Below are 25,142 nucleotides of genomic sequence, written 5' to 3'. Positions count from 1 at the left end.
ATGGCCGAGATCGTCAACCTGCGCATGAAGCGCAAGGAGAAGGCGCGGGCGGACAAACGCCGCCGGGCCGAGGAAAACCGGCAGCGTCACGGGCAGAGCGCTGCCGAGCGCGAGGCCGCGTGCCGGCGCGCAGAGAATGCCGCCAGAGAACTCGAAGGCCATCGCCGCGTCCCCGATCGCGACGAGGGGCAATGAGCCGGCCGCAAAAGCGCTCCGTCACCATTCGCGGGCACCGCACCAGCTTCTCGCTGGAGCCGCCATTCTATGCCGAACTGGAGCGCCTCTCCGAAGAGCGCGGCCTGCCGCTTGCCGCCCTGATCGCCGAGATCGACGCCGCGCGCGCGCCGGACACGAACCTCTCCTCGGCACTGCGGCTCTTCGTCCTGGAACAGGTGAAGCGGGAAGGCGCACGGCCTTAGGCGGCGAACCTTGCAGGCAAGCGCTCCTTGTCGTCACAGGGATGCGGCAAGGACGAAGAGATAGACCGATGTCGCATGTCAATGACGGCGCGTTCGAGCCTTGACGTCCACCGCCACCGAGGCGACATCGCTCCGGCATCAGTTCTCGGGTCAAGCCCCGGAAAGACGAAGATGGAGACGGCGCCACTCTTCTCCAACACCGGTGATCGGCGGGTAGCCCTGTCCCTCGTCATCCTCGGGCTTGCCCCGAGGATCCATGCCAGAACATCGATACGCCGCCGTTGGTCAAGAACGGGGACCACGGATATGAACGCGAGATGCATTCAGGCGCGTTCACGCCCGCCCGTCATCCTGACCAAGGGAGCAGGCAACGGCGAGCCGGGATCCGTTCCGGAGGTCCCGTATCGAAGCGGAACCGTATCGCATCCTACCGCGGTCCCAATAATTCCATCAAACGCTCGACCGTCAGATCCTCGGTATTGAGTATCGGATCGGCGTTTGGTTCATTGTCGGTGCGTGCGCTGCCTTCAGGCGTCTCCTGCACGGGCGGAGGCAGTGGCAGCCGTTCGATCCCGCCACCGGAGGCACTGCCCGGCCGGCGCTCCTCCTCCGCATCGGGAGAGGAAAGCTGTTCGCGCCGGCGCGTCTCCTCCTCCGCCGCGCGCTCGCGTGCCAGTTCCTCCTCCTGGCTGCGTGCTTCCTCCGCTGCGCGCTCACGCGCCAGTTCCTCCTGGCGCCGCGCCTCCTCCGCCGCGCGCTCACGCGCCAGCTCCTCCTGGCGCCGCGCCTCCTCCGCCGCACGCTCACGCGCCAGCTCCTCCTGGCGCCGCGCCTCCTCCTGCCGGCGCGCTTCCTCGGCGGCACGCTCTTGGCGCGCGCGCTCCTCCTCGGCCTTGCGCGCGCGCTCGGCTTCGCGCTCGAGCCGCACGCGCTCCGCCTCCTCGGCGGCGCGCCTGGCCTCTTCGGCGGCACGTTCGGCCTCCAGCGCCGAGAAATAGCGCACCTCGCGGCGCAGGCGCTGCTTCTCGAGCAGGAGCGCCTGCATGTGCTCTACGCGCGCCTGCTCGCGCTCGAGCGCCCGCTGCGTCAGATACTGCGCCAGGGGTTCGACATCGAGCTGCAGGTCCGTCGCGCCGGGCAGTCCGTGGACGGCGAAGCGCACCAGCGGCTCGGCCCCGTCGACAGCCTCGACGCCCGCCTCATAGGTGACTCCGCCCGTAACCGACACGGTGCGCGCGGCGAAATCCGCCGCCGCCTCCATGCTCATCTGCGCCCCCTCGGTTTCGAGTTGGACCGGCGGGGTGCGCGCCACGCCGTTGGCGACGGTGAAGGCAAACTCCGTCGCGCCTGCCGCGAAACGGCCGGACAGCACCCTCTCCGGCGCGAACGCGGCAACCTGGTCGGCATCGATCTTGGTTCCGATCTCGTCGGCTCGCTCCAGGATCGGCGGCAGCGCCTGTGGATCGACGCCGGCGATTTCGAGCCCCTCGAGCGCCGCCGAACCGGATCCGGAAAGCGACGCCATCATGCCGTTCATGCTCTTTCCGCTGGAGGTCAGGTTGGCGCTGAGATTGCCGCGCCCGGCAATGCCGGTAAAGGGCAGGAGCGCCGGCAACGACGTGTCATCGAGAGTCAGTTGCGCATTGAAGAGGCCTGTGCCGGCGTTGTTGCGCAACTCCGCCATGCCGCTGATCCGCCCCCCGGCCCAACGCGCCGACAGGTCGGAAACGGTAAGGCCCTCTCCGTCGAGGCGAAGATGCAACGCCGCCGCCTCCGCGGTGGCGAGGTTGCCGAGCCACAGGCGGTCGGCGGCAAGCGCCACGTCCGCCGAAAAGGGCGCGGCGACACCGCCGGCAAAGGGCGTTTCGGGCCAGGGACCATCGCCCGCCTGCAGGGCTTCGCTCCCCAGCACCATTTCCGCCGCAAGGCCGAGATCGAGGCCGCCCAACTGCAACTCTCCGGAAAAATGCGGTCTGCCGTCTCTGATCTGCGCGTCGAGATCGCCGTTGACGACATGGCCGACCACCTCGCCCGAAAGTCCGCCGAACTGGGCAACGCCCTCCGCGTAGCGGACATCGGCGGAAAACACCGCCGGCAGACCGTATCCGAAGCCCGGCAGCGAGATGCCGGCCGTTGCGAGCCAGGGCTCCAGGTCCTCGGCATCGATCTCCACCCGCCCGGCCATGGAGAAGCCCTCCTCCGGCAGGGCCGCCTCGCCGCTGAAACGCGCGGTGAGCCCCTCACCCGAGAAGCGCAACTGCGTTTCCATGCCCTCCGACAATGTGCCGGCCGCGGTCAGCTCCGCCTGGGCGTCGCCGGCGAGGTCCAAAGGCAGGGCCGGCAGGCCGAAAAGCCCGTAGAGCGGGGAGGCGCTGTCGTTCTGCGCCGTCAACTCGGCGATGAAGCGCGCCTCCGCCATCTGCGAGAACGCACCATTGCCGGAGACGGAGAGGCTGAAGTCCGTGCCGCCGGCGTGCCCCCTCGCACTGACGGCGAGGCCCGCCGAATCGTCGCCATTGTCCGCCGCGCTGGCGACGATATCGACCTCCGCATCCTCAAGGAGACCCGGAAAGGCCGCGGCGTTGCGGTTCAAGAATGCGAGCAGGCGATTCTCACCGAAGCGTTCGGCGAGCAGACTGACGAGCGGAGCCAGATCCACCGCGACGACGGTCGCGTCGACCTGGCCGGTGAGATCCTCCTCCAGTCCCTCGATCCTGCCCGTGGCGCTGATGCTCGCCTCCGCCAGTCCGCCGACGGTGAGCCGATCGATCTCCAGCGTATCGTCACGCAGGCGCAGGGCGATGTCGAGCCGCTCGGCGCTCAAGCCTTCCGCCGAGACGGGCCCGGCGGCGACCTCCAGGTCGACGTCGTGGTCGGCCAGCCGGTTCCGTCCCTCTTCATCGATGAAGAGCGAGGCGAAGGCATGCATCTCGTCGATATCGAGCCGATCCCCTTCGAGCGAGAGGGAAAGCATGGGACGGGCATCGGCGGGGCTGCGCCGGTCGATGGCGCCGCGAAATCGCGCGTCGCCCAGGATCAGTTCCAGATTGTCGAACTGCTGCCGTTCTTCGGTCAGCGCCACGTCGGCGCTGAACCCCGCCGCCGGCAGGCGCCGGATCGCTGCGTCGACATCGCGCGCCAGCCAGGCGGCGAAGCCCGAGGGTTGCCCGACAGCCAGCACGATGTTGCCGTCGAAGGCCAGCGCTTCGCCGGTGGCGAGCAGGCCCGCCCCCTCGAAGCGGGTCCGGCCGGGAAGTGTGGCGGCGATCTGCTCGATGTTCCAGCCCTGCTCTGCCGGCTCGGCACGGATGTGAATGTCGCGGATCGTCGTGTCTCCGGCGACGATGGCCGGCAGGTTGACCGCGACGGTTCCCGGAATGCCGGGCTTCGGCAGATCGGTGATGAAACCGGTGAGCGCCGCCAACCGCTCGTCCGCCGAAAGCCCCGACATGGTGCCGCCGGCGGGATCGCTGTCGCCAAAGCGGATCTGCGCGCCGTCGGCCATGATTGAAAAGGACGGCTCCGCCCCGAGATCGATCAGCGCTTCGCCCTCCGCCGTGTAGGGGTCCTCCTCCGGTCCCGTTTCGAAACGGAACTCCTCGAGGTTCAACCGCTGGTGATCGAGCGCGAAGCGCCCGGAGAGGCGGTTGCCGGGACGTTCGCGCTCGGGCTCGGCCTGCGCCGTCTGCGCCTCTGATTCCAGTTCGACCGTGCGCAGCCGGAACGTGCCGGCATAGAGCCCTTCCCCTTGCTGCAAACGGGCGTGCCCATCGGTCTCAAGTGCCAGCGGATAGTCACGCGGCTCCGCCGACACCCGCACGCGCATCGTGCCGTCCTCGCTCACCGCGCCGGTGGAGGCGGACAGCGCCACAGGCAAGCCGTCGACGGCGAGTGTGCCCTGCACGCGCCAGGGTCCGGCAAGCGTACGGGCCGAAAGCGTGGTCTCGATGTCGTTCAAGGTGACGGTCCGCCCGCTCGCCCGCTGCTGAATGGTCAGCGTGCCGTCGCTCACGGAGACGTGCTCCAGCGTCACCTGCCGCGGATCGAAGGGCGAGGACGGCCGCATGGCCCAGTCGATGCGCCCTTCCGGGCCGATCTCCAGGGTGGCGCTCGGACGCACCAGCCGCATATCGAAGATCAAAAGCTCGCCGCTCAGGAACGGGGCCAGTTCCGCATCCATGGAAAATTCGTCCACGGTCATGAGGATCTCGCCGGGTTCCTCGCCGGCCACCACCACATCGGTGAAGGTGACGGACGGAAAGGGCAAGATGCGTGCCCGCGCCGTGCCCTCCACCCGCACCTCGCGGCCAAGCACACGCCCGGCTTCGCGCTCGAAATCGTCGCGATAGTTCGTCCAGTCGATGAAATAGGGTGCCAGCAGCGCCGCCGTCAGCGCCAGCACCACCAGACCACCGAGAATGACGAAGAGCCGTGCCAGCTTTCACCTCCCTTTCCGCGAGGCAGTCATTGCGAATCCGCTACGGGCGCTGCCCGCAGCGTACCGGGCGCCGGCAAGGACGCAACAGCACGAACGCGTCTTCATGTAACCCCGCCCGGTGGCCTTAAAGTGGCCGCGCGCCGCGCTATTTGCCAGTCATGTCCAGAATTTTTCCCGGATTCATGATTCCCAGGGGATCGAGCGCGCGCTTGATGGTGCGCATCATATCGACGCCCGCCGCCCCGTGCTCCTCTTCCAGATAGCGCATCTTGCCCTGGCCGATGCCGTGCTCGCCCGTGCAGGTCCCCTCCATGGAAAGCGCCCGCCGGTTGAGACGCGCCACGAAGGCCTCGGCGCGGGCGATCTCGTCCTTGTCCTCCATGTCCATCAGCACGGAGACGTGGAAGTTGCCGTCGCCGACATGGCCGACGATCGGCGCTACAAGGCCGGTCTCTGCGATATCGGCTTCCGTTTCCACGATGCATTCCGCGAGCCTGGAGATGGGCACGCAGACATCCGTCGCCAGCGCCTTGGTGCCCGGCCGCAGGACGAAACCGGCCCAGTAGAAGTCGTGCCTGGCCTTCCACAGCTTCTGGCGCTCCTCCGCCGCACGCGTCCACACGAAGGGGCCGCCGGAAAACTCCGCCGCGATCTCGCCGAAAAGCTCCGCCTGCTCGGCCACCCCGGCGTCGGTGCCGTGGAATTCGAGGAAAAGGCACGGGCTTTCCTGGTAGTCGAGCTTCGAGTATTCGTTGATGGCGCGCATTCCGAGGGCGTTGACGAGTTCCATGCGGGCGATCGGAATGCCCATCTGGATCGTCATGATCACCGCCTGACAGGCCGCCTCCACGCTCGGGAACGGGCAGACACCGCCCGAGATCGCCTGCGGGATCCCGTGCAGGCGCACGGTAAGCGAACAGATCACTCCCAGCGTCCCCTCCGATCCGATGAGCAGCCGCGTCAGGTCGTATCCGGCCGAGGACTTGCGCGCCCGCCGCGCCGTCGTGACCACCTGGCCGTCGGGCATGACCGCCGTCACCGACAGGACGTTCTCGCGCATCGTGCCGTAGCGCACGGCGTTCGTGCCCGAGGCGCGGGTGGCCGCCATGCCGCCCAGGCTGGCATTGGCGCCCGGGTCGATGGGGAAGAAAAGGCCGGTGTCGCGCAGATAGTGGTTCAGCTCCTCGCGCGTGATGCCGGCCTCAACCGTGCAGTCGAGGTCCTCCTGATTGACCGACAGCACCCGGTTCATGCGCGCCATGTCGATCGACAGGCCGCCCGCCGGCGCGTTGACGTGACCTTCGAGCGAGGAGCCGACGCCGAAGGGGATGACCGGCATCCGGTGTTCGGCGCAGATCTTCACCGCCTCCTGCACCTCCTCCACGCTTTCGGGAAAGAACACCGCATCCGGCGCCTGGGTGGGAATGTAGGTGGTGGTGTGCCCGTGCTGCTCGCGCAGAGCCATGCCCGTCTGAAGCCGCTCGCCGAAACGCGCGGACAATTGCGCCAGGGCCGCCGAAATACCGCCTTCGTCGCGCGCAACGTCAGCATTCGCCGCTGGACCCATGTCTTCTTTCCTCCGCCTGTCAGCCCTCCGCCCTTGTGGTGGAAGGTGCTTTCCGTTTCAATCCCGCCCCGACTCTCCAGCAGATCGTCGCCGCCTGTCCAGTGGTGCCGATTGCGCCGAACATGAGGAAGAACGATGGAGCCGGTTGCCGCACCGCACATGTCCAGCGCCTTCGAGATCGAAAAGGACTGGATCGACTATAACGGTCATCTGAACATGGCCTATTACAATGTGCTTTTCGATCGCGCCACCGACGAACTGTGGGTCAAGCTGGGACTGGGCCCGGAATACGCGCGCACGCGCCGGCTCACCACCTACACCGCCGAAATCCACGTCTGCTACGTGCGCGAACTGCATCTCGGCGACCGCGTCACCGCCTCCTGGCAGCTTCTCGACCACGACGAGAAGCGCCTGCACGCATTTCAGGGGCTTTACCATTCCGACGGCTGGCTGGCCGCGACCTGCGAGAGCATTGCCCTCCACGTGGACATGGCCGGCCCGAAGGTCGCCCCCTTCCCGCCCGATATCAGGGAGCGGGTGGAAAGGGTGTGGGCCGCGCATGCCCATCTGCCGCGCCCGGAGCGCGCCGGCCGCGCCATCGGCGTTCGCCGGCGCGGCTGAATCCACTCGCTGCGCGGCGCCGCGCGGCCGCTTTCCTTTAGAGATGAGATCAGCGGCCGGAAGGTCTCTCTTGCCGTGCCAGTAACGCTAGCGGATTGGCGGGAAGGACGACGCCGGCGATATCTCCCCCTCGGCGGGGGAGAAAGCAAATTCTTAGGCTTGGCGAATGCCAAGTCTTAGAATTTGCAAGAGAGGGGGTTCCGCCATCGCCTGCGTCTCGACGCTCCCTCAGCCGTAATGATTGCGGATCACCGACTGTGCGACCTCCTCGCGGTCGATGACGCCGACGATCTCCTCCGGCCGCGGCACACCGCGATTGCCCCTGATCACGATCGCATAGGAACGCTGGCGCCGGCTCATGCGGGTGATCACGTCGTTCAGGTTGCTGCGCTCGGCGGCGATGATGAAGGCATTGGACGAGATTTCGTCGAGCCGCTCGCCGGCAAGCTTCTCCATGTCGGTGCGCAGCGTGCCCATGCGGATGAATCCGGAGATCCGCTGGCCGTCCGTCACGATCACCTTGCCCGCCTCGACGTCGATCTGCTTGAGCGCCTGCGCCACCGTCACGTCTCCCGGCAGAACGACGAAATTCTTGCTCATGATCTCGGTGACGGGCTGCACCAGGAACATGTTCGTGGTGCGGTTGGTGGGGATCGGCCGGCCGCGGTTGCGCAGCTTGATCGTGTAGATGTCGTTGACGACGAGCGAGCGCCGGATGCCGATCGACAGGGCTACCGCAAGCACCAGCGGCAGGATGATGTTGTAGTCGCGCGTCATCTCGAAGATCATGACGATCGCCGTCATCACCGCGCTGGTGGCGCCGCCGACCATCGCCCCCATGCCGATCATGGCGAATGTGGGCACGGAGATCTCCGCATGCGGAAAGAGCGCAGCACCGGCCGCGCCGATCGCAGCCCCCAGCGTGCATCCCATGAACAGGCAAGGTGAGAAGATCCCGCCAGAGGCCCCCGCGCCCAGGCTGATCGTGGTTGCGAGAAGCTTGCCGACGAAGAGCGCCAGCAGAAGCAGGATGCCCGTCGTGCCGCCGACCAGGATGTCCTGTATGGTCGAATATCCCACGCTGATGACGTGATAGTGCCCGCTCGCCAGGAAGAAGCCGTATCCCATGAGGCCGACGGCGAACATGCCGAGCGCGTTCTGGAGATACGGATTGACGTGGCTTTCTTCGAACCGGTCCTCGACATAGGCGAGCAGCTTGACGAACACATAGGCTGCAACCCCCATCACCACGCCGGTCACTGCGGCAAAGAGGATTTCATGCAGGTTGACCGGCGCTTCCTGGATGCTGCCCAGGGCATGCACCATGAACGCCGTTTCACCGCCCATGATCAGGCGATACGCATAGGTCGCGGTCGCCGTCGCGATGACCACCGGCAGGAAGCTGCGCGGCGAAATCTCCGGCAGCAGGACCTCGCTGGCAAACAGCACCCCGCCGAGCGGCGTATTGAAGGTCGCGGCAATCCCGGCCCCCGCCCCTGCAGACAAGAGCGTGATCTTCTGTGGCCGCACGAGTCCCAAAAGGCGCGCGAAGGTGGATCCGAAGGATGAGCCGATCTGGATGATCGGTCCCTCGCGGCCGACCGAGGCGCCGGTGCCGATGGAGAGTGCGGAGGCCAGCGATTTGACCACCGCCACCACGCCGCGCACGTTCCCGGCGTTGTGGTAGATCGCATACATGACTTCCGGCACGCCGTGCCCCTTCGCCTCCGGCGCGAAGGAGCGCACCAGGAAGACGACGACGAGGCCGCCGATCACCGGCACGAAGATGACGAACGCTCCGAGCGGACTGGCGCCGCCGAAAGCGGTCGGATCGTAGTGGAAGGAGAAGGTCTGATAGAAGGAGAAATTGTATATGACGGCGATCAGATACTTGAAAACGATGGCGCCGGCGGCAGCGACAAGACCGACGACGACCGCCAGCAGCGACAGGACCGGCAGCGACAATTCGCGTTCTGGAGGCTGAACGTCCTCCTCGGCCTGTCGCGATCCGCCGCCGCTCGTCTCCCCCTCTTTTCCCTCGGGGACGATGATGGCTCGGGACGACATAAGCTGTTCTTTGCTCAAATGAGTTGACAGGAAAGGCTCGGCTGGATGTGCCCGTTTTATGGGACTCCTGCAGCGGCAACGCAACCGCTTTGCCCTGCGCAACGGCGCAGGGGCGGCAAAATTACCCGGTTACCGAGGCGAAGACCACGAACCGGCTCCGAGACGACAGCGGACCGACAGCGGTAACCTTCCATTAACCATGCAACCTTTTGCACAGCTTAGCGCACGGGGCTTCCTTGCAGACGGCGCCCCAGGCTTCAGAATTTTCCTCGTCAAGGAACGATTCGCCTGCCGCCGATTTCTAAGAGCGGTAACGGAGGTTGGTGGTGAAGGTCGACGTAAAGCGCATGTCGGAACGGATTGCCCATGATCGCAGCGTCAGCGATTATGAGGTCTGGCGCGCGCTCAAGGCGGTGAACGACGAGCTTCACGAGATCGAAAGCCAGTGCGACCCCATTCCCATCGACCTGGTTTTTGCCCGCGCCATTCTGCGGCGGGCGCAACAAACTCGGGGCTGCGCATAACGGGCCCGGGCCCGTCTCCATCGCCGGTGTTTTGATTGTATCGGGAACTATCGGTGCGGAAGCGCGGCACCCCCACTTGCGATTTCCAACACTTAGCCATCAGCTAGGTTATTGAAATCGCTTGCTCCCCCGCCAGGGGGAGAAAGCAAATTCTTGGGTTTGGCGAAGCCAAGCCTTTGGAATTTCCAAGAGAGGGTCTTCGCCGCGCAGGGCTCGTCGCGCAACAGCCTCAGGCGAGATGCTCCTTCAAAAACGCCACCGTGCGCTCCCAGGCGAGCGTCGCCGCCTCCTCGTCATAGCGTGCCTCGGAGGTATCGTTGTTGAAGGCGTGGTTCACCCCTTCATACATGTGGATCGTGTAGTCCTTGGCGGCCGCCTCCAGCGCGTTGCGATATTCCTCGATGCCGGCATTGATGCGCTCGTCGAGCCCGGCATAGTGGAGAAGCAGGGGCGCCTCGATGCTCTCCACCTGCTCGGCCTCCGGCTGTGCCCCGTAATAGGCGACGGCGGCGTCGAGCGAGGGCGCGCCGACGGCCAGGCGGTTCACCATGCCGCCGCCCCAGCAGAAGCCGACCGCGCCCACATTGCCGTTCGCATCCTCGTGCTCTTCCAGAAAGGCGATCGTCGCCACGCCGTTTGCCACCGTCTGTTCCCGGTCGAGCTCGCCGAACATCTGCCGTGCCTGGTCTTCGTCGTCAGGCGTGCCGCCAAGCGGCGACAGGAAATCGGGCGCAAGCGCCACGAAGCCCTCCAGCGCCATGCGCCGTGCGACGTCGCGGATATGCGGATTGAGCCCGCGGTTCTCGTGGATGACGATGACCGCCGGCAAAGGCCCCTGCCGGTCCGCGGGGCGCACGAGATAGCCCCGCATCTCGCCCTCGCCGCCGGGATAGGTGATATCTTCGGTCTCCAGCCGCTCGTCGTCCTCGGCCACGATCGCCGCACGGGCGGAACTGGCCGCCAGCATGGGCGCAATCGCCGCCGCCGCTGCGCTGGAGCCGGCGAGCCGCGTCAGCTTCTCCATGAAGCCGCGCCGGTCGAGGGTCAGATGCGTGTATTCGTCATAGGCGTCGATCATCGCCTGGGTGATGGTTGGACGAGTCATGCCCATTCTCCCACTGTTCCTTGCGTTCGCCTGTTGTTCGGATCGTTGCGCCCCAGGCAAGGATATGGGCATGCAACAGCGGGTCCATTCACGGCTGTTCACTGCTCCGTGATGTCGCCCGGGCCGCGGCTGACCCAGCCGCTTACTGCATCGGGTGCCCTGGCTCCCGGCGCGAAAACGTTGATGTTCGACTTCGTTGCGGCTCCGCCTTGGCCGCGCCACGTTGAACCGGTACAAAAGGAAAACGCTTGGCCTTGATGGCCCGAATCACCATATGCGATGCCCGATGTCAGGTTCTCCCGACGATCTGCCGTTCTTCGGCGATGAAGAAGCGCCCAATCCCGCCCCGCGCGCTGGCGGCATTGCCGCGCGTGCGATGGCGGCACGGCAGAGCCATGCGCCGCGATATCTGGAAGGGCTCAATCCTGAGCAGCGCCTTGCGGTGGAGACCACCGAGGGGCCGGTGCTGGTGCTTGCCGGCGCCGGAACCGGCAAGACGCGCGTTCTGACGACGCGCATCGCCCACATCCTCGCCACCGGCCGCGCCTACCCCTCGCAGATCCTCGCCGTCACCTTCACCAACAAGGCGGCGCGCGAGATGAAGACGCGCATCAGCGTCCTCGTCGGCGAAGCGATCGAAGGCATGCCGTGGCTCGGCACCTTCCATTCCATCGGCGTGAAGCTCCTGCGCCGCCATGCCGAGCTTGCCGGGCTGAAGTCCTCCTTCACCATTCTCGACACGGACGACCAGATCCGGCTTTTAAAGCAGCTCATCCAGGCCGAAGGCCTCGACGACAAGCGCTGGCCGGCCCGCCAGTTCGCGCAGATGATCGACGGCTGGAAGAACAAGGGCCTGGGACCGTCCGATATTCCCGAAGGCGACGCGCGCGCTTTCGCGAACGGCAAGGGCCGCGAGCTTTACCGCGCCTATCAGGAGCGCCTGAAGACGCTCAACGCCGTCGATTTCGGCGACCTGCTCATGCTCCCCATCCGCATCTTCCGGGAGAACCCGGACGTGCTGAGGGAGTACCACGCCAAGTTCAGATACATCCTGGTGGACGAGTACCAGGATACAAACACCGCGCAATATATGTGGCTGCGTCTGCTCGCGCAGCGGCCTTCCCTTCGGCAGGCTCAGGGTGAGAAGCATAGGAACCCGGTCGACCAAGCGCGCGACCGCGCGCCGGGCGACGTTTCGCCCGCCCTCCCCCGCGACGCCGAAGGCGCGCAAAACTTGGACCCGGCCAGCGCGAAGCGCGATACGGCCGCGAGCGAAAACAACGTCAACATCTGCTGTGTGGGCGATGACGACCAGTCGATCTATGGCTGGCGCGGTGCCGAGGTGGACAACATCCTGCGTTTCGAAAAGGACTTCCCCGGCGCCACCGTCGTCCGGCTCGAGCGCAACTATCGCTCGACGGCGCATATTCTTGGCGCGGCCTCCCACCTCATCGCCCACAATGAAGGCCGGCTCGGCAAGACGCTGTTTACGGACATCGCCGATCCCGACGATCCCAAGGTCAAGGTGCACGCCGCCTGGGATTCGGAGGAAGAGGCGCGCGCCGTCGGCGAAGAGATCGAGGCGGCCCAGGCCAAGGGCCACGCGCTCAACGACATGGCCATCCTCGTGCGCGCCTCCTTCCAGATGCGCGAGTTCGAGGACCGCTTCGTCACGCTGGGCTTGAACTACCGCGTCATCGGCGGCCCGCGCTTTTACGAGCGGATGGAGATCCGCGACGCGCTCGCCTATTTCCGCGTCGTGGCACAGAGCGCCGACGACCTCGCTTTCGAGCGCATCGTCAACGTTCCCAAGCGCGGTCTTGGCGAAGCGGCGGTGCGCCAGATCCACGATGTCGCACGCATGCGCGGCGTGCCCCTCCTGCAGGCCGCGCGCGATCTCGCCGGTACGGAGGAGATGAAGCCGAAGCCGCGTGCCTCGCTGCGCAATCTGGTGGAAAGCTTCGAGCGCTGGCAGGGCATGCTGGAGCGCACCCCGCATACGGAGCTGGCGGAAACGATCCTGGAAGAGTCCGGCTACACCGAGATGTGGAAGAACGACCGCTCGGCGGAGGCGGCGGGCCGGCTGGAAAACCTCAAGGAGCTTATCCGCTCCATGGAGGAATATGAAAGCCTGCGCGGCTTCCTGGAACATGTGGCGCTGGTGATGGACGCCGAGCGCGACGAGGAACTCGATGCCGTCAGCATCATGACGCTGCATTCGGCCAAGGGGCTGGAGTTCGAGACGGTGTTCCTGCCCGGCTGGGAGGAAGGGCTGTTTCCCCACCAGCGCGCACTCGACGAGGGCGGGCGCTCGGGGCTGGAGGAGGAGCGGCGGCTGGCCTATGTCGGCCTGACACGGGCAAAGAAGAACCTGCATCTGTGGTTCACGTCGAACCGACGCATCCACGGGCTGTGGCAGTCCACCCTCCCCTCGCGTTTCCTCGACGAGCTTCCCGAGGCGCATGTGGACGTGGCCGAGGATGGCTCTGCCTATGGCGGCTACGGCCGGCAGCCGGGCCGGCCCAACCCCTACGGCCCCTCACGCTTCGACGAGCCGGCGGAAGTGTTTTCCAGTCCCTATTCAACGCCCGGCTGGCAGCGCGCGCAGAGGAACCGCACCGATGCCACCGCGCGCAACTGGGGCACGCGCTCCGGCCACCAGGTCGAGCGCATCGGCTACGGCGAAACAGATTCGGGCTATGGCGCCGGCCGTGGCTCGGTGAAGGACCGGACCATCGAGGGCGAGCTCGTCGCCAAATCCGTTTCCGACAACCCCTCCGCCTTCAAGGTGGGCGACCGTGTTTTCCACCTGAAGTTCGGCAACGGCAACATTGCCTCGATCGATGGCAACAAACTTACGATCGACTTCGACAAGGCAGGGCAGAAACGCGTGCTGGAAAGCTTCGTCGAGCGGGTTTAGCTCAGCACACCGCCCCAAAGTCGGAACCGGTATTGCGGACCGGCCGTAATGGCCGATGGCGGCCTATCGAAGTTCCGGCACGGCCCCTCGGGTCAAGCCGAGGAAATGTCGCCGCAACTCTCCAAAATCGGGCTATCAGCGGACAGCATCCTGCCATCGTCATCCTCGGGCTTGACCCGAGGATCCATGCCGGAATGATCCCGTCCCGCCCGACGGACAAATCAAGGGACCTTTCGTAAAGTGGAAGCCGGTTTCCCGTCCGGAATTGCATGAAATCAAATGGTTAGATCAGCTCACCGTTTCGGTGAACTGATCTAATTGGACGCGTGGCACTGTCGGCCGGATCACGGTCGCGACCGCCACCCGGAAACTGAGTCGGCACGAAGCCGCCGGCAGCAATGCCCGTAGTCGATCCAGATCGACCACGGGCACTACGGATTACTTGAAGTAAACGTATTTTCCTTCCTCGTTTTTCTCGCGCTTTAGATCACCCTTGCTTGCATAGCGCGACAACGGGCCGGAAAAAGCGTTCGATTTGTATCGAACGCCTGTTTCCTCCTCGCATTTCTTGACGACATCGCCGATCGTTCTTTTCTGATTGAAAAAATTACCATGGACCAGCTTGGAGAGAGCTGCAACGGCGCCGCTCGCGCTTGGCGCGGCGCTGTGCGTGCGCGGCGCGCGCTGGGGTTCGGCCGGCGCGGCCGCTACGCGCCTGCTCGCGCGGGCCGGTCCGGTGACATATCCCTGCCCCCCGGCTTCCGAAAAGCGACCACCTTCGCTCATCTGATCGAAGAGAAGCTCCACGATTCGGAGTTGAACAGCCTCGGATTCAAACTTGTTGATCGTTTCCGATAGCTCGGCAAGCTGCCGCTTTAACTCGTGGAAATTTCTATGCATCGATCGCCCCTTTCTTACCGTGTGCATTAGCACCCGGTTTCCCCTTTGCATTTGGATAGTAAGTACGCCGAAAGTCAATACAAGCAATACGCGAGTAGTTCTGAAAAGGTTGTATATAAGAACCGTCCGAAGTAGGTAATAGATTGATCGCTCGCCACCACCTTACACGGCAAACCGCATGCCGAGCCCGCGGCCCTCCGGATACAGACAACCACCGCCGGCTTGGGAAGCCGCACACATCACGCTCGGACGGAGTCGTGTTCGTAGGCAGGAATACCTGTTATGTGGCAACCGATCCGCATCCCGATCCGCTTTCCGTTTCCATCTCGCTGCCGGCCTTGCGGAATCCTGCAACCGAATACAACCGCCGATCGAAAATCGCGGAAGCGGTTTGTTAACCCTGATCGCCTTTACTGCCCCCGCGGACACGGAGAGCACTCCGCGCTGCACATGTCGCCGTCAGGCGCTGACCTCCTGTCCCTTCCGTCGCCCGCGCGGCGGGAGGGTACAGGCCGGTCGTTTCAGTGTCCGGTTTACGGCCGCTCCCACTTCTCCAGGAAGGCTTCCACGTCGAGCGCCTGCATATCGGCAACGGCGTTGAACAGCGTCTCCAGCGGCCAGTCCCACCACCGAAGCGCCTGCAGGCGTTCGGCGAGTTTCGGCGCAAACCGCTGCCGCACGAGCCGCGCCGGCACGCCGGCGACAATCTCGTAAGGGGCCACGTCGCGCGTGACGACAGCATTGGCGCCGACCACCGCACCGTCGCCGACATGCACGCCCGGCATGACGACCGCACCATGGCCGATCCAGACATCGTTGCCGATCACGACGCGGCGTTCCCTGCGCCGCGCGCGAAATCCGGTATCGACGCCGAGATAGCGGAAATACTCGTTGGGCCGATAGCTGACCTTGTGCGTCGTCACGCGCTCCAACGGGTGCTCCAGCGCATTTATGCGGGTGTTAGCGGCGATCGAGCAGAATTTGCCGATCTCGGCATAGATGCCCTCGGCATGGCGCTCGAAGTAGGAAAAGTCGCCGAGACTGACCTCGCGCAGGATCACCCGCTCGGCGACCGCCGTATAGCGTCCCAGCCTGCAGGACTTCAGCTCTGCCGTCGGGTGGATACGCGGTTCGGAATCGGTGAAGCGCAGGTCCTCCATTCTCTTCGTGTAACGCATCGGCCCGAAAACCGGAATCGGTTTCCGAAGACACGATCCGCGGGTCCAAAAACCGGCAGCCTTCCAAAGAACGTGTAAAGCGATGCTTGCGGCAGATTTGCGTCTTTGCTTTCCCGACGCCCCCGGACTATCTTTCTGTCATGAAAACGGCACCGGCCAATCTTCCCGCCATCCTGCGAGCCGGCCTTTTACTTGTGCTGCTCGCGGCACTTGGCGGATTGGGCCTTGCCATGTGGATGGAGAAGGGCGCCGCCATGTTCATTTCCCTGGTCGAGGCCGGGCTCGCCTGGTGCTTCTGATCTCCTGACGGTGTGATTCGATGATGCGCTATATCCTTGTCGGCATTTTCGCCCTCATGGCGGTTGCCGTCGGTCTGATGACGTTCCAGTGGTATCGTGGCGCGCAGACAGCGGCCGCTTTCGGCGCTCCCTTCGAACTCGTCGATCACAATGGCGATCCCATCACCGAGGCCGCTTTCAAGGGCAGCCCCACTGCGGTCTTCTTCGGCTTCACCCATTGCCCCGACGTCTGCCCCACCACGCTTTTCGAGATGGAAGGCTGGCTCGACACGCTCGGCACGGAGGGCGACGAGCTGGAAGCCTATTTCGTCTCGGTCGATCCGGAGCGCGACACGCCCGAGGTGATGAAGGGCTATATCGGCAACTTTTCCGACCGCATCACCGGCATCACCGGCGATCCCGAAGCGGTCATGGAGATGGTCAAGGCCTTTCGCATCTTTGCGCGCAAGGTCGAGCTTGAAGGCGGCGACTACACCATGGATCACACGGCCTCGGTGATGCTGCTCGACAGCCAGGGCGACTTCTTCGGCACCATTTCCTATGAGGAGAACGCCGAAACGGCTGTCACCAAGCTGCGCCGGCTGATAAGGGAAGGCTGATCGTCAACCCCTTTCCTGACTCCATATGTCCCACACCCGGCTTTACCTCCAGGCCCCGCGCGCCCTTGCCGTCCGCATCTACGATCTCCTCGAGCAAGCGTTCGAAGAAGACGGGCTGGCGCTTTCCATCTGCGTAGCGGATGAAGCCGACGACGTGCACGAAGTGTCCGTCTACGCGCTCGATCAGGCATCGGACGTGAAGGCACGCATCAGCGCCGTCCTCAAGGCAATTCCGCAGGCGCCGGAGATCGCCGAGGAAGTGCTTCCCGAGATCGACTGGGTGGCGCATTCGCTCCAGGGCCTGCACGCGGTGCGCGCCGGGCGCTTCCTCGTCCACGGCGCCCACGAGCGTCATCGCCGACGGCCGGGCGAGATCGCCATCGAGATCGACGCCGGCATGGCCTTCGGCACCGGCCATCACGGCACCACGTCGGGATGCCTGGAAATGATCGAGCGGGTGGTCGGGCGCGAGAACCCGAGAAACGCCCTTGATCTCGGCACCGGCAGCGCCGTGCTTGCGGTTGCACTCGCCAAGCTGCGGCCCATGGCCGTACTTGCGACCGACATCGACGCCACCGCCACGGGCGTGGCGCAGCAGAACGTCCGCCTCAACGCGGTTTTCAACCGGGTGCGGGTCGCCACCGCACCGGGCTTTCACCACCCGGAGATCGCCCGCAGGCGGCCTTTCGACCTGATCGTTGCCAACATTCTCGCCCGGCCCCTGATGCGGCTCGCGCCCGCCATGGCGCGCCACCTGAAGCACGACGGCTCACTCATCCTGTCGGGCATTCTGGAGCGCCAGCGGCGCGCCGTCATCGCCGCCTATTCCGGCCAGGGCTTCCGTCACGTCACCACTCTCAGCCGGGAAGGCTGGGTGACCATTCATATGAAGCGATAAAGAAAAAGCGGCCGCGCAAACACGGCCGCTCGCCCCAGTCCCAGACCCAAGAAGGATCAGAAGTATGTCGTGCCCTTGCGGCGCAGCTCGTCGCGCGTATAGCCGTGCGCCTTGAGCGTCTCGTCGTCGAGCATCAGGAGCGCGCCGTTGACATAGCGGCTCACCTGCCTCTGGCGGGCAGCAACCAACGCATCGACTGCATTGCGAAAAAATCCGTGTTTGGCACGTGCCATGAGAGGTCTCCTTTTCACCCGAAAAATCCGTCCTCCACGGCCCGGAAAGTAAGCAATGCTGTCTGAATCACCAGAGCATATTGCGCATGCCTGCCCTTCCGGTTTTGCATATGCGAAATCGCATATTGCGCCGCAGCAATGACGGCGCGCGTCCGCCCACATTGCCCGGCCAGGCACGGGCGTTTATCGTCTCGCCGAAAACCTTGCCACCGGAGAGAACATGTTCCAGTCGTTCGACAGTGTTTCCGATCCTGCCCAGGCCGGGCCGCGGCTCGAAAAGCTCCGCGCACGGATGGCCGAGGCCGGGCTCGATGCCCTCCTGGTGCCGCGCAGCGACGAGCACCAGGGCGAATATGTGCCGGCCTCGGCTGAGCGGCTGGCATGGCTGACGGGCTTTACCGGGTCGGCCGGCTCCGCCCTCATCCTGGGCGACCGGGCGATTCTCTTCGTGGACGGGCGCTACACGCTGCAGGCGCGCGAACAGACGGATCCGGCATTGTTCGAGATCGAAAGCCTGGTGGACAATCCGCCGCGAAAATGGATGAAGGCCAATCTGTCGAAAAACGCGCGCGTCGGTTTCGACCCGTGGCTGCACACGATCGGAGAGATCCGGAGATTGCGCGCGGCACTGGAAAAGACCGGCGCGGAAGTGGTCCCGCTCGAACAGAACCTGGTCGATGCGGTCTGGGACGACCGTCCCGGCCCGCCAGCCGAGCCCGTACGCATCCATCCGCTCGCTTATGCCGGGGAGACCGCCGCCGACAAGCTCTCCCGCCTTTCGCGGAAGATCGAGGAGGAAGGCATCGACCATACGGTGCTGACCGACCCCGCCTCGCTCGCCTGGGCCTTCAACATCCGCGGCAGCGACGTGCCGCACACGCCGCTCGCGTTGGGTTTCGCCGTCCTGTCCGCGTCCGCCGGGCCGCGCCTTTTCCTGGACCCGGAAAAGCTTTCGGACGAGACGCGCGCCTATTTGAGCGAACATGCGCAACTCCACGCGCCGGCCGACCTTGATGACGTGCTGGCCGAACTGGCAAAGGATGGCGGCAGGATCGGCCTCGACGACGGCCAGGCCGCCGAACGGCTGCGGCTCGTTGTCGAGGAAGCCGGCGGCACGGTCGTCTCTCTTTCCGACCCGGCCGCCCTGCCCCGCGCAACCAAGAACGCGACGGAACTCGAGGGCGCGCGCGCTGCCCACCTGCGGGACGGTGTCGCGCTCGCCCGCTTTCTCGCCTGGCTCGATGCGCAGAAACCGGAAAGCCTGGACGAGATCGCCGTCGTCAGGCACCTGGAGGCGTGCCGGCGCGAGGTGGGCGGGGAATTTCAGATGCCGCTGCGCGACATCTCCTTCGACACCATCTCAGGCGCCGGCCCCGATGGCGCCGTCATCCATTACCGCGTGACGGAAAAGACGAACCGGCGGCTCGCCCCCGGCGAGCTTCTCTTGGTCGATTCCGGCGCCCAGTTCGACGACGGCACGACGGATGTGACCCGCACCATTGCGCTCGGCCGGCCGAGCGCGGAGATGCAGCACCGTTTCAGCCTCGTCCTCAAGGGCATGATCGCCATCTCCATGGTGCGCTTTCCCCCCGGCACCCGTGGCGCCGATATCGACGCTTTCGCCCGCCTGGCTCTCTGGAAGGCCGGCCTCGACTACGGCCACGGCACGGGCCACGGCGTCGGCTCATACCTGTCCGTGCACGAGGGCCCGCAGCGCATCGCCAAGACCGGCACGGAGAAGCTGCGCACCGGCATGATCCTGTCCAACGAGCCGGGCTATTACCGCGAGGGCCATTACGGCATCCGCATCGAAAACCTGATCGCCGTCACCGCTCCGGAGCCGATCCCGGGCGGCGAGATCGACATGCACGGCTTCAAGACCCTGACGCTCGTGCCCATCGACCGCCGGCTGATCGACCCCGCGCTTTTGACAGCGGAAGAGCGCGACTGGCTGAACGCCTACCACCAGCGCGTCTTCAACGAGGTCGCCCCACTCTCGGACGATGCGACGAGGAACTGGCTGCGCGCGGCGACAGCGCCGGTTTGAGAGGGGTTTCTGCTCTACAGTGGAAACGGCTAGCCCAGAAGATGCCGCAGCAGGATGAGCACCGCAGCCGATGTGAGAAACATCGGCATCATTCCTCCGCCCAGAAGCGAGATCACCAGCCCCACGCCCAGCGCGGTGAGTTCCGCCGGCCCGCCCTCCATAGCCGCGGGCGCGACGAGCGTGGTCAGCACCGCGGCCGGCACTGCGTTCAGTCCCGCCTCCACGCGCGGATGGATGTGCGGAAAGCGCGACAGAACGAGATGGCCGCCGGCCCGTGTCAGGTAGGTGAGCACCGCACCGGCGATGATGATCCAGAAAATCGTGCTCACGGCGCCTCCTCCCCGTCGGAACGTGCCGGCGCCAGCATCGCGCCGAGAAACACGCCGGCCAGTGCGCCGATCGACACGTGCCAGGGCGAGCCGACCGTGCGGTAGGCGATGACGGATGCGACCGCGCTCACCAAGACGACGGGCAGCCAGAACGCGCGCTTGCGGAAGCTCATCACCAGCCCGAGAAAATAGATCGGCAGCAGATAGTCCATCCCCAGCGCATGCGGATCGGGGATGAGGCGGCCGAACCAGGCTCCGAGCCAGGCTTCCGTCACCCAGCAGACATAGATCGGCAGGCCGAGGCCCATATACCAGGAAAAGCCGATGCCCTGGCCACGCTCGACCCGCTGCTCGGCTTCCGCGAATTGCGGATCGACGAGGAAGAAGAAACCCACCATACGCTGCAACGGCGTCCAGTGGGATAGACAGCGCCCGATCGTGGCCGAATAGAGCACGTGCCGGAAATTGACGGCAAAGATCGAAAGAACGATCAGCCAGGGCGCGATCTTCTGGCCGAAGAGATCAAGCCCCACCATCTGGCTGGCACCGGCATAGATGGTGGCGCTCATAAGAATTGCCTCGAAGGTGGTAAAGCCGTTCTCCACCGCAAGCGTGCCGAACAGCAGCCCGAACGGGGCCGCGGCCACCACTACGGGCACGCTCGTGCGCACACCCCGCATGAACTCGCTCGTCCCGCGCGGCGCGGCATAGCTGTCAGCACTCATGGGAAACCTCCGGTCCCCTAGAATAGGTCAGCAAAGCTGACCAGTCATATCAATTCCATTGAACCAGGGATGAATGGCGATGATGGGTTCTCCCTCCGGCGATGGCAATCGCTGCTTCACCGCGCCTGCCGAAGGGCGGACAAACCGGATACTGCCGTCCCACGTCATCCCGGAAGCCGGAGCGAAGCGGAAGCTGTCCGGGATCCATTCCGTGATGCCGAAGCCCGGCACGAGCCGTTCCGGAATGGATCCCGGCTCACGGTCGCCTACGCTCCCTTGGCCGGGATGACGAGGAAGAGATGCCGGCACCCTGTTAAACCTCGTCACGCTCAAGAAAGGAGTGCAAAAAGGCGCAGTCTCCGCCGGCCGGACCTATCCGCCCACCCGTTCGAACCACGCGTCCTCGTCGATCACCTCGACCCCCAGCTCGGCGGCCTTCTTCAACTTCGAGCCCGCGCCGGGCCCGGCGACCACGAGGTCCGTCTTCTTCGAGACGGAACCGGCCACCTTGGCGCCCAGCCGCTCGGCCATATCCTTGGCCTCGTCGCGCGACATGCGCTCGAGCGCGCCCGTGAAGACGATGGTCTTGCCGGCGACCGGTGAATCCAGGACGGGCCGTTCGGCGTCCTCGACGTTCACCTGCGCGGCAAGCGCCTCAACGAGCGCCCGATTGTGCTCCTCGGCGAAATAGCGCGCCACCGCGTCGATCACCGCATCGCCGATATCCTCCAGCGCATCCATCTCCTCGCGGGCGGCCGGATCGCCGCCGGCAACCGCCAGCGCCGCGTCGTGAAAATCCTGCCAGGAGCCGTAGGCGCGTGCCAGCGTCGCCGCCGTGCGCTCGCCCACGTGACGGATGCCGAGCCCGTAAATCATGCGGTCGAGCGGGATCGTTCGCCGCGCCTCGATCGCCGCAAAGAGGTTCTTCGCCGATACCTCCCCCCAGCCGTCCTTGTCCTTGAGCTTCTTGAGGTTCTGCGCATCGCGCTCGGCAAGCGTGAAGATATCGGCCGGGCTCTTCACCGGTAGGTCGGGATCGCGGAAGAAGAACTCGATCTGCTTTTCCCCCAACCCCTCGATGTCGAAGGCGCGCCGGGAGACGAAATGGCGCAGATGCTCGATGCGCTGGAAGGGGCAGGCGAACTCGCCCGAACAGCGGCGCACCACCCCCTCCGCGCCGCCGGCCGTCGCATCGCGCACCACCGGTGTTTCCAACTCACAAGGGCAGACGCTCGGAAATTCGAACGCTTCGGCGTCCGCCGGGCGCCGTTCCGGCACATAGCCGAGGATCTGCGGGATGACATCGCCGGCCCGCTGCACCGTCACCGTGTCGCCGATCTTGACGCCGAGCCGCTCGATCTCCTCGGCATTGTGGAGCGTCGCATTCGTCACCACGACGCCGCCGACCGTCACCGGCTCGAGCCGGGCGACCGGCGTCAGCGCCCCGGTGCGGCCTACCTGAATGTCGATGCCGCGCAGGATGGTCGACGCCTTCTCTGCGGGGAACTTGTGGGCGATCGCCCAGCGCGGGCTGCGCGAGACGAAGCCGAGGCGCTGCTGCAGCGCAAGATCGTCCACCTTGTAGACGACGCCGTCGATGTCGTAGCTGAGCGTCGCCCGCTGTTCCTCGATCGCCTTGTAATGGGCGAGCAGCTCGCGCGCCGTTTCGCACCGGCACAACAGCTCATTGGTGCGAAAGCCGTACCTTGCCAGCGCAGCCACCATCTCCATCTGCGTGGAAGCCGGCATTTCGCTCACCTCGCCCCAGGCATAGGCGAAGAACTTCAGCGGCCGCGATGCCGTCATCGCCGGGTCGAGCTGGCGCAGTGAACCGGCGGCCGTGTTGCGCGGATTGACGTAGGTCGGCTTGCCCTCCGCCTTCTGACGCTCGTTGAGCGCCAGGAAGTCGCGGTGGGTCATGTAGACCTCGCCGCGCACCTCGATGACCTCCGGAAAATCGCCCGAAAGCACGTTCGGGATGTCGGCCACGGCGCGGGCGTTGGCCGTCACGTTCTCGCCCACCTGCCCGTCGCCACGCGTTGCGGCGGAGACCAGCCTGCCCCCTTCGTAGCGCAGGGAGAGCGACAGCCCGTCGATCTTCGGCTCGGCGGTCATGGCGACCGGCGCATGCGGCTCGAGCTTCAGATAACGCCGGATGCGCGCCACGAAATCGATCACGTCGTCGTCGGAAAAGGCGTTGTCGAGGGAAAGCATCGGCACCTTGTGCCGCACCTTCTCGAACTTTTCCGAAACCGGTGCGCCCACCCGGCGCGAGGGCGAATCTTCGCGCACGAGATCGGGAAAGGCCTGCTCGACTGCCAGGTTGCGCCGCCGCAGCGTGTCGTACTCGGCGTCGGAGATCTCCGGCGCATCCTCCTCGAAGTAGAGCGCATCGTGTCTGGTGATCTCGCGCGCAAGCCGCGCCAGTTCCTCTTTGGCTTGCTCCTCCGTCAGGTCGTCCACGGGGATGCTGGCTGTGCTCATGGGCGGTGGTCCGAATTCGATGGGCCGCCAACATATGGCTTTTCGGGCAAGGGGCTCAAGACGAATGGAGGCGATTGCTGACAGCCCCACAGGAAAGCCGAGGAGCCGCTACTCCGCGGCCGCCGCGTTTTCACGCAGAAGGCGTTCCGCCGCCGCGCGCGCCTCGTCGGTGACGGTGGCGCCGGCCAGCATGCGCGCGATCTCCTCCTGCCGGGCATCGTCGTCCATGACGGCCACACCAGTGGTCACATGGTCGTGCCCGCCGCTCTTGGCGATCAGGTAGTGGGTGTTGGCGCGGGCGGCCACCTGCGGCGCGTGGGTGACGGACAGCACCTGGATGCGGGTGGCAAGCCGCGCCAGCCGCTGGCCGATCGCGTCTGCAACCGCACCGCCCACGCCGGTGTCGATCTCGTCGAAGACCAGCGTCGGCGCCGAGCCGCGGTCGGCGAGCGCCACCTTGAGCGCCAGCAGGAAGCGCGAAAGCTCGCCGCCCGAGGCGATCTTCATGATCGGACCCGCGCGCGTGCCGGGGTTCGTCTGCACCCAGAACTCCACCCGGTCGATGCCGTCCTCCATGCGGTCGTCCGGCTCGCTGTCCATATTGACGATGAAGCGCGCCCGCTCCAGCTTCAAGGCCGGCAGTTCCGCCATCACGGCTTCCGCCAGCGCCTCGGCCGTCATGCGCCGCCCTTCCGAAAGCACCCGTGCCGCCTCGTCGTAAGCCTCGCGTCGTGAGACCGCTTCCTTCTCGAGTTGCCCGAGCCTTTCCTCGCCCGCGTCGAGATCGGCCAGATCATTGTCCATGCGATCGCGCAGGGCGGCCAGGTCGTCCACCATCACATTGTGCTTGCGGGCGGCGGCGCGCAGCGCAAAGAGTCGCTCCTCCGCCTCTTCCAGCCTCTGCGGGTCGAACTCGGTGGCGCGCAACGCCTCCTCCACGCAGGACTGCGCGGCATCGAGCGAGATCAGCGCCTCGTCCAGCGAGGTGATGATCTCTTCGAGCAGCCCCGGCGCTTCCTGCGCCTTGCGCTGCAGCCGGCGCAAGAGGCTCGCAAGCTGCGGCAGGGGCGAGGCCTGTCCGGAAAGCACCTCCTGCGCATCCGCGATATCCGCCGCGGTCTTCTCCGCCCGCATCATGCGCGCCCGCTCGTCGGCAAGCGAGGTTTCCTCGCCGGGCTGCGGGTCGAGCTTCGAAAGCTCCTCGACCGATGCACGCAGGAAATCGGCCTCGCGGGCGGCCGCTTCCACCTTGGCGCGATGGCGGGCCAGTTCCTGCTCCGCGCCGCGCCAAACGCGCCAGGCCTCCCGCACCGCCTCGACACGGGCACCGAGCCCGCCGAAGGCGTCGAGCAGGTCGCGGTGCGCGGCCGTGTCGACCAGCGCCCGTTCGTCGTGCTGTCCGTGGATTTCCACCAGCGCCCGCCCCACCTGGCGCATGAGCGCCACGCTGGCAGGCTGGTCATTGATGAACACGCGGGTGCGTCCGTCGGCGGTCTGCATGCGGCGCAGGATGACGTCGCCTTCGTCGTCGATCGCGTTCTCGCGCAAGAATTCCCGCGCCGGATGCGCCGCCGGAAGATCGAATACCGCCGTCACCTGCCCCTGGGCCGCGCCGTGGCGCACGAGCGAAGCATCCCCCCTCGCGCCCAGCGCCAGTGAAAGCGAATCAAGCAGGATCGACTTGCCGGCACCGGTCTCGCCCGTCAGCACCGAAAGACCGGCTGAAAAATCGATGTCGAGCCGTTCGATCAGGACGATATCGCGGATCGAAAGGTGCGACAGCATCGTT

Annotated in this window: 21 protein-coding genes; 9 read left to right on the top strand and 12 right to left on the bottom strand. The window is 65.6% G+C overall.

The genetic code is table 11. The annotated features are described in order from the left end of the window. On the top strand, positions 1 to 195 hold the full coding sequence (locus SIN08_RS13125; protein WP_322452017.1) for a DUF4169 family protein: 195 nt from the start codon (positions 1 to 3) through the stop codon (positions 193 to 195). Further along, positions 192 to 419 (top strand): ribbon-helix-helix domain-containing protein, encoded by a 228-nt coding sequence (locus tag SIN08_RS13120; RefSeq protein WP_322452016.1) that lies wholly within the window; start codon positions 192 to 194, stop codon positions 417 to 419. Before SIN08_RS13125 ends, SIN08_RS13120 begins: the two co-directional genes overlap by 4 nt. Positions 420 to 846: 427 nt before the next feature. Here SIN08_RS13120 and SIN08_RS13115 read toward each other — a convergent pair whose 3' ends face one another. Continuing rightward, positions 847 to 4,839, bottom strand: coding sequence for an AsmA-like C-terminal region-containing protein (locus tag SIN08_RS13115; RefSeq protein WP_322452166.1), 3,993 nt, complete (start codon positions 4,837 to 4,839; stop codon positions 847 to 849). Between the two features lie 163 nt (positions 4,840 to 5,002). Continuing rightward, positions 5,003 to 6,424 (bottom strand): FAD-binding oxidoreductase, encoded by a 1,422-nt coding sequence (locus tag SIN08_RS13110; protein ID WP_322452015.1) that lies wholly within the window; start codon positions 6,422 to 6,424, stop codon positions 5,003 to 5,005. A 135-nt stretch (positions 6,425 to 6,559) separates the two neighbouring features. Between SIN08_RS13110 and SIN08_RS13105 the strand changes: the two genes are divergently transcribed. Then, the gene (locus tag SIN08_RS13105; RefSeq protein WP_322452014.1) at positions 6,560 to 7,045 is read left to right on the top strand and encodes a thioesterase family protein; all 486 of its coding nucleotides are present in this window, start codon (positions 6,560 to 6,562) and stop codon (positions 7,043 to 7,045) included. Between the two features lie 228 nt (positions 7,046 to 7,273). On the opposite strand, the gene SIN08_RS13100 is transcribed toward SIN08_RS13105, so the two are convergent. Beyond that, positions 7,274 to 9,112 (bottom strand): chloride channel protein, encoded by a 1,839-nt coding sequence (locus tag SIN08_RS13100; protein ID WP_322452013.1) that lies wholly within the window; start codon positions 9,110 to 9,112, stop codon positions 7,274 to 7,276. Between the two features lie 326 nt (positions 9,113 to 9,438). On the opposite strand from SIN08_RS13100, the gene SIN08_RS13095 reads away from it, so the two are divergent. After that, the gene (locus SIN08_RS13095; RefSeq protein ID WP_322452012.1) at positions 9,439 to 9,636 is read left to right on the top strand and encodes a hypothetical protein; all 198 of its coding nucleotides are present in this window, start codon (positions 9,439 to 9,441) and stop codon (positions 9,634 to 9,636) included. A gap of 229 nt (positions 9,637 to 9,865) precedes the next feature. On the opposite strand, the gene SIN08_RS13090 is transcribed toward SIN08_RS13095, so the two are convergent. Then, a complete protein-coding gene (locus tag SIN08_RS13090) occupies positions 9,866 to 10,741 on the bottom strand; it encodes a dienelactone hydrolase family protein (RefSeq protein WP_322452011.1) in 876 nt (291 codons plus the stop codon). 286 nt (positions 10,742 to 11,027) lie between these two features. Between SIN08_RS13090 and SIN08_RS13085 the strand changes: the two genes are divergently transcribed. After that, positions 11,028 to 13,661 (top strand): ATP-dependent helicase, encoded by a 2,634-nt coding sequence (locus SIN08_RS13085; protein ID WP_322452010.1) that lies wholly within the window; start codon positions 11,028 to 11,030, stop codon positions 13,659 to 13,661. Positions 13,662 to 14,099: 438 nt separating this feature from the next. On the opposite strand, the gene SIN08_RS13080 is transcribed toward SIN08_RS13085, so the two are convergent. Then, positions 14,100 to 14,561 (bottom strand): hypothetical protein, encoded by a 462-nt coding sequence (locus SIN08_RS13080; protein WP_322452009.1) that lies wholly within the window; start codon positions 14,559 to 14,561, stop codon positions 14,100 to 14,102. 533 nt (positions 14,562 to 15,094) lie between these two features. Then, a complete protein-coding gene (locus SIN08_RS13075) occupies positions 15,095 to 15,739 on the bottom strand; it encodes a DapH/DapD/GlmU-related protein (RefSeq protein ID WP_322452008.1) in 645 nt (214 codons plus the stop codon). 140 nt (positions 15,740 to 15,879) lie between these two features. Between SIN08_RS13075 and SIN08_RS13070 the strand changes: the two genes are divergently transcribed. From SIN08_RS13070 to SIN08_RS13060, 3 genes are read left to right on the top strand one after another with little or no spacing between them, the layout of a single operon-like run. Next, positions 15,880 to 16,038, top strand: coding sequence for a hypothetical protein (locus SIN08_RS13070; RefSeq protein ID WP_322452007.1), 159 nt, complete (start codon positions 15,880 to 15,882; stop codon positions 16,036 to 16,038). A 20-nt stretch (positions 16,039 to 16,058) separates the two neighbouring features. After that, entirely contained in the window at positions 16,059 to 16,637 is a 579-nt protein-coding gene (locus SIN08_RS13065) for an SCO family protein (RefSeq protein WP_322452006.1), read from the top strand. A gap of 25 nt (positions 16,638 to 16,662) precedes the next feature. Further along, positions 16,663 to 17,535: a 50S ribosomal protein L11 methyltransferase gene (locus tag SIN08_RS13060; protein ID WP_322452005.1), complete on the top strand. Its 873-nt coding sequence runs from the start codon at positions 16,663 to 16,665 to the stop codon at positions 17,533 to 17,535. Between the two features lie 56 nt (positions 17,536 to 17,591). Here SIN08_RS13060 and SIN08_RS13055 read toward each other — a convergent pair whose 3' ends face one another. Further along, positions 17,592 to 17,768: a hypothetical protein gene (locus SIN08_RS13055; protein WP_322452004.1), complete on the bottom strand. Its 177-nt coding sequence runs from the start codon at positions 17,766 to 17,768 to the stop codon at positions 17,592 to 17,594. 220 nt (positions 17,769 to 17,988) lie between these two features. Here SIN08_RS13055 and SIN08_RS13050 point away from each other — a divergent pair, with 220 nt between their 5' ends. Then, the gene (locus SIN08_RS13050; protein ID WP_322452003.1) at positions 17,989 to 19,815 is read left to right on the top strand and encodes an aminopeptidase P family protein; all 1,827 of its coding nucleotides are present in this window, start codon (positions 17,989 to 17,991) and stop codon (positions 19,813 to 19,815) included. Between the two features lie 29 nt (positions 19,816 to 19,844). On the opposite strand, the gene SIN08_RS13045 is transcribed toward SIN08_RS13050, so the two are convergent. From SIN08_RS13045 to recN, 5 genes are all read right to left on the bottom strand, one after another. Then, positions 19,845 to 20,144 (bottom strand): AzlD family protein, encoded by a 300-nt coding sequence (locus tag SIN08_RS13045; protein ID WP_322452002.1) that lies wholly within the window; start codon positions 20,142 to 20,144, stop codon positions 19,845 to 19,847. Beyond that, a complete protein-coding gene (locus tag SIN08_RS13040) occupies positions 20,141 to 20,869 on the bottom strand; it encodes an AzlC family ABC transporter permease (protein WP_322452001.1) in 729 nt (242 codons plus the stop codon). The genes SIN08_RS13045 and SIN08_RS13040 overlap by 4 nt, the downstream gene beginning before the upstream one ends. A gap of 27 nt (positions 20,870 to 20,896) precedes the next feature. Further along, positions 20,897 to 21,100: a hypothetical protein gene (locus tag SIN08_RS13035; RefSeq protein WP_322452000.1), complete on the bottom strand. Its 204-nt coding sequence runs from the start codon at positions 21,098 to 21,100 to the stop codon at positions 20,897 to 20,899. A gap of 141 nt (positions 21,101 to 21,241) precedes the next feature. Next, entirely contained in the window at positions 21,242 to 23,353 is a 2,112-nt protein-coding gene (gene ligA, locus SIN08_RS13030) for an NAD-dependent DNA ligase LigA (RefSeq protein WP_322451999.1), read from the bottom strand. Positions 23,354 to 23,461: 108 nt separating this feature from the next. Then, positions 23,462 to 25,138: a DNA repair protein RecN gene (gene recN, locus SIN08_RS13025; protein ID WP_322451998.1), complete on the bottom strand. Its 1,677-nt coding sequence runs from the start codon at positions 25,136 to 25,138 to the stop codon at positions 23,462 to 23,464. Between the last annotated feature and the right edge of the window lie 4 nt (positions 25,139 to 25,142).

The sequence above is a fragment of the Chelativorans sp. M5D2P16 genome (genome assembly GCF_034427935.1).
In the GTDB taxonomy this organism is placed as follows: Bacteria; Pseudomonadota; Alphaproteobacteria; order Rhizobiales; family Rhizobiaceae; genus Chelativorans.
Note: the sequence above shows the minus strand (reverse complement) of the source record. Positions and strands in the feature narration are given on the sequence as shown.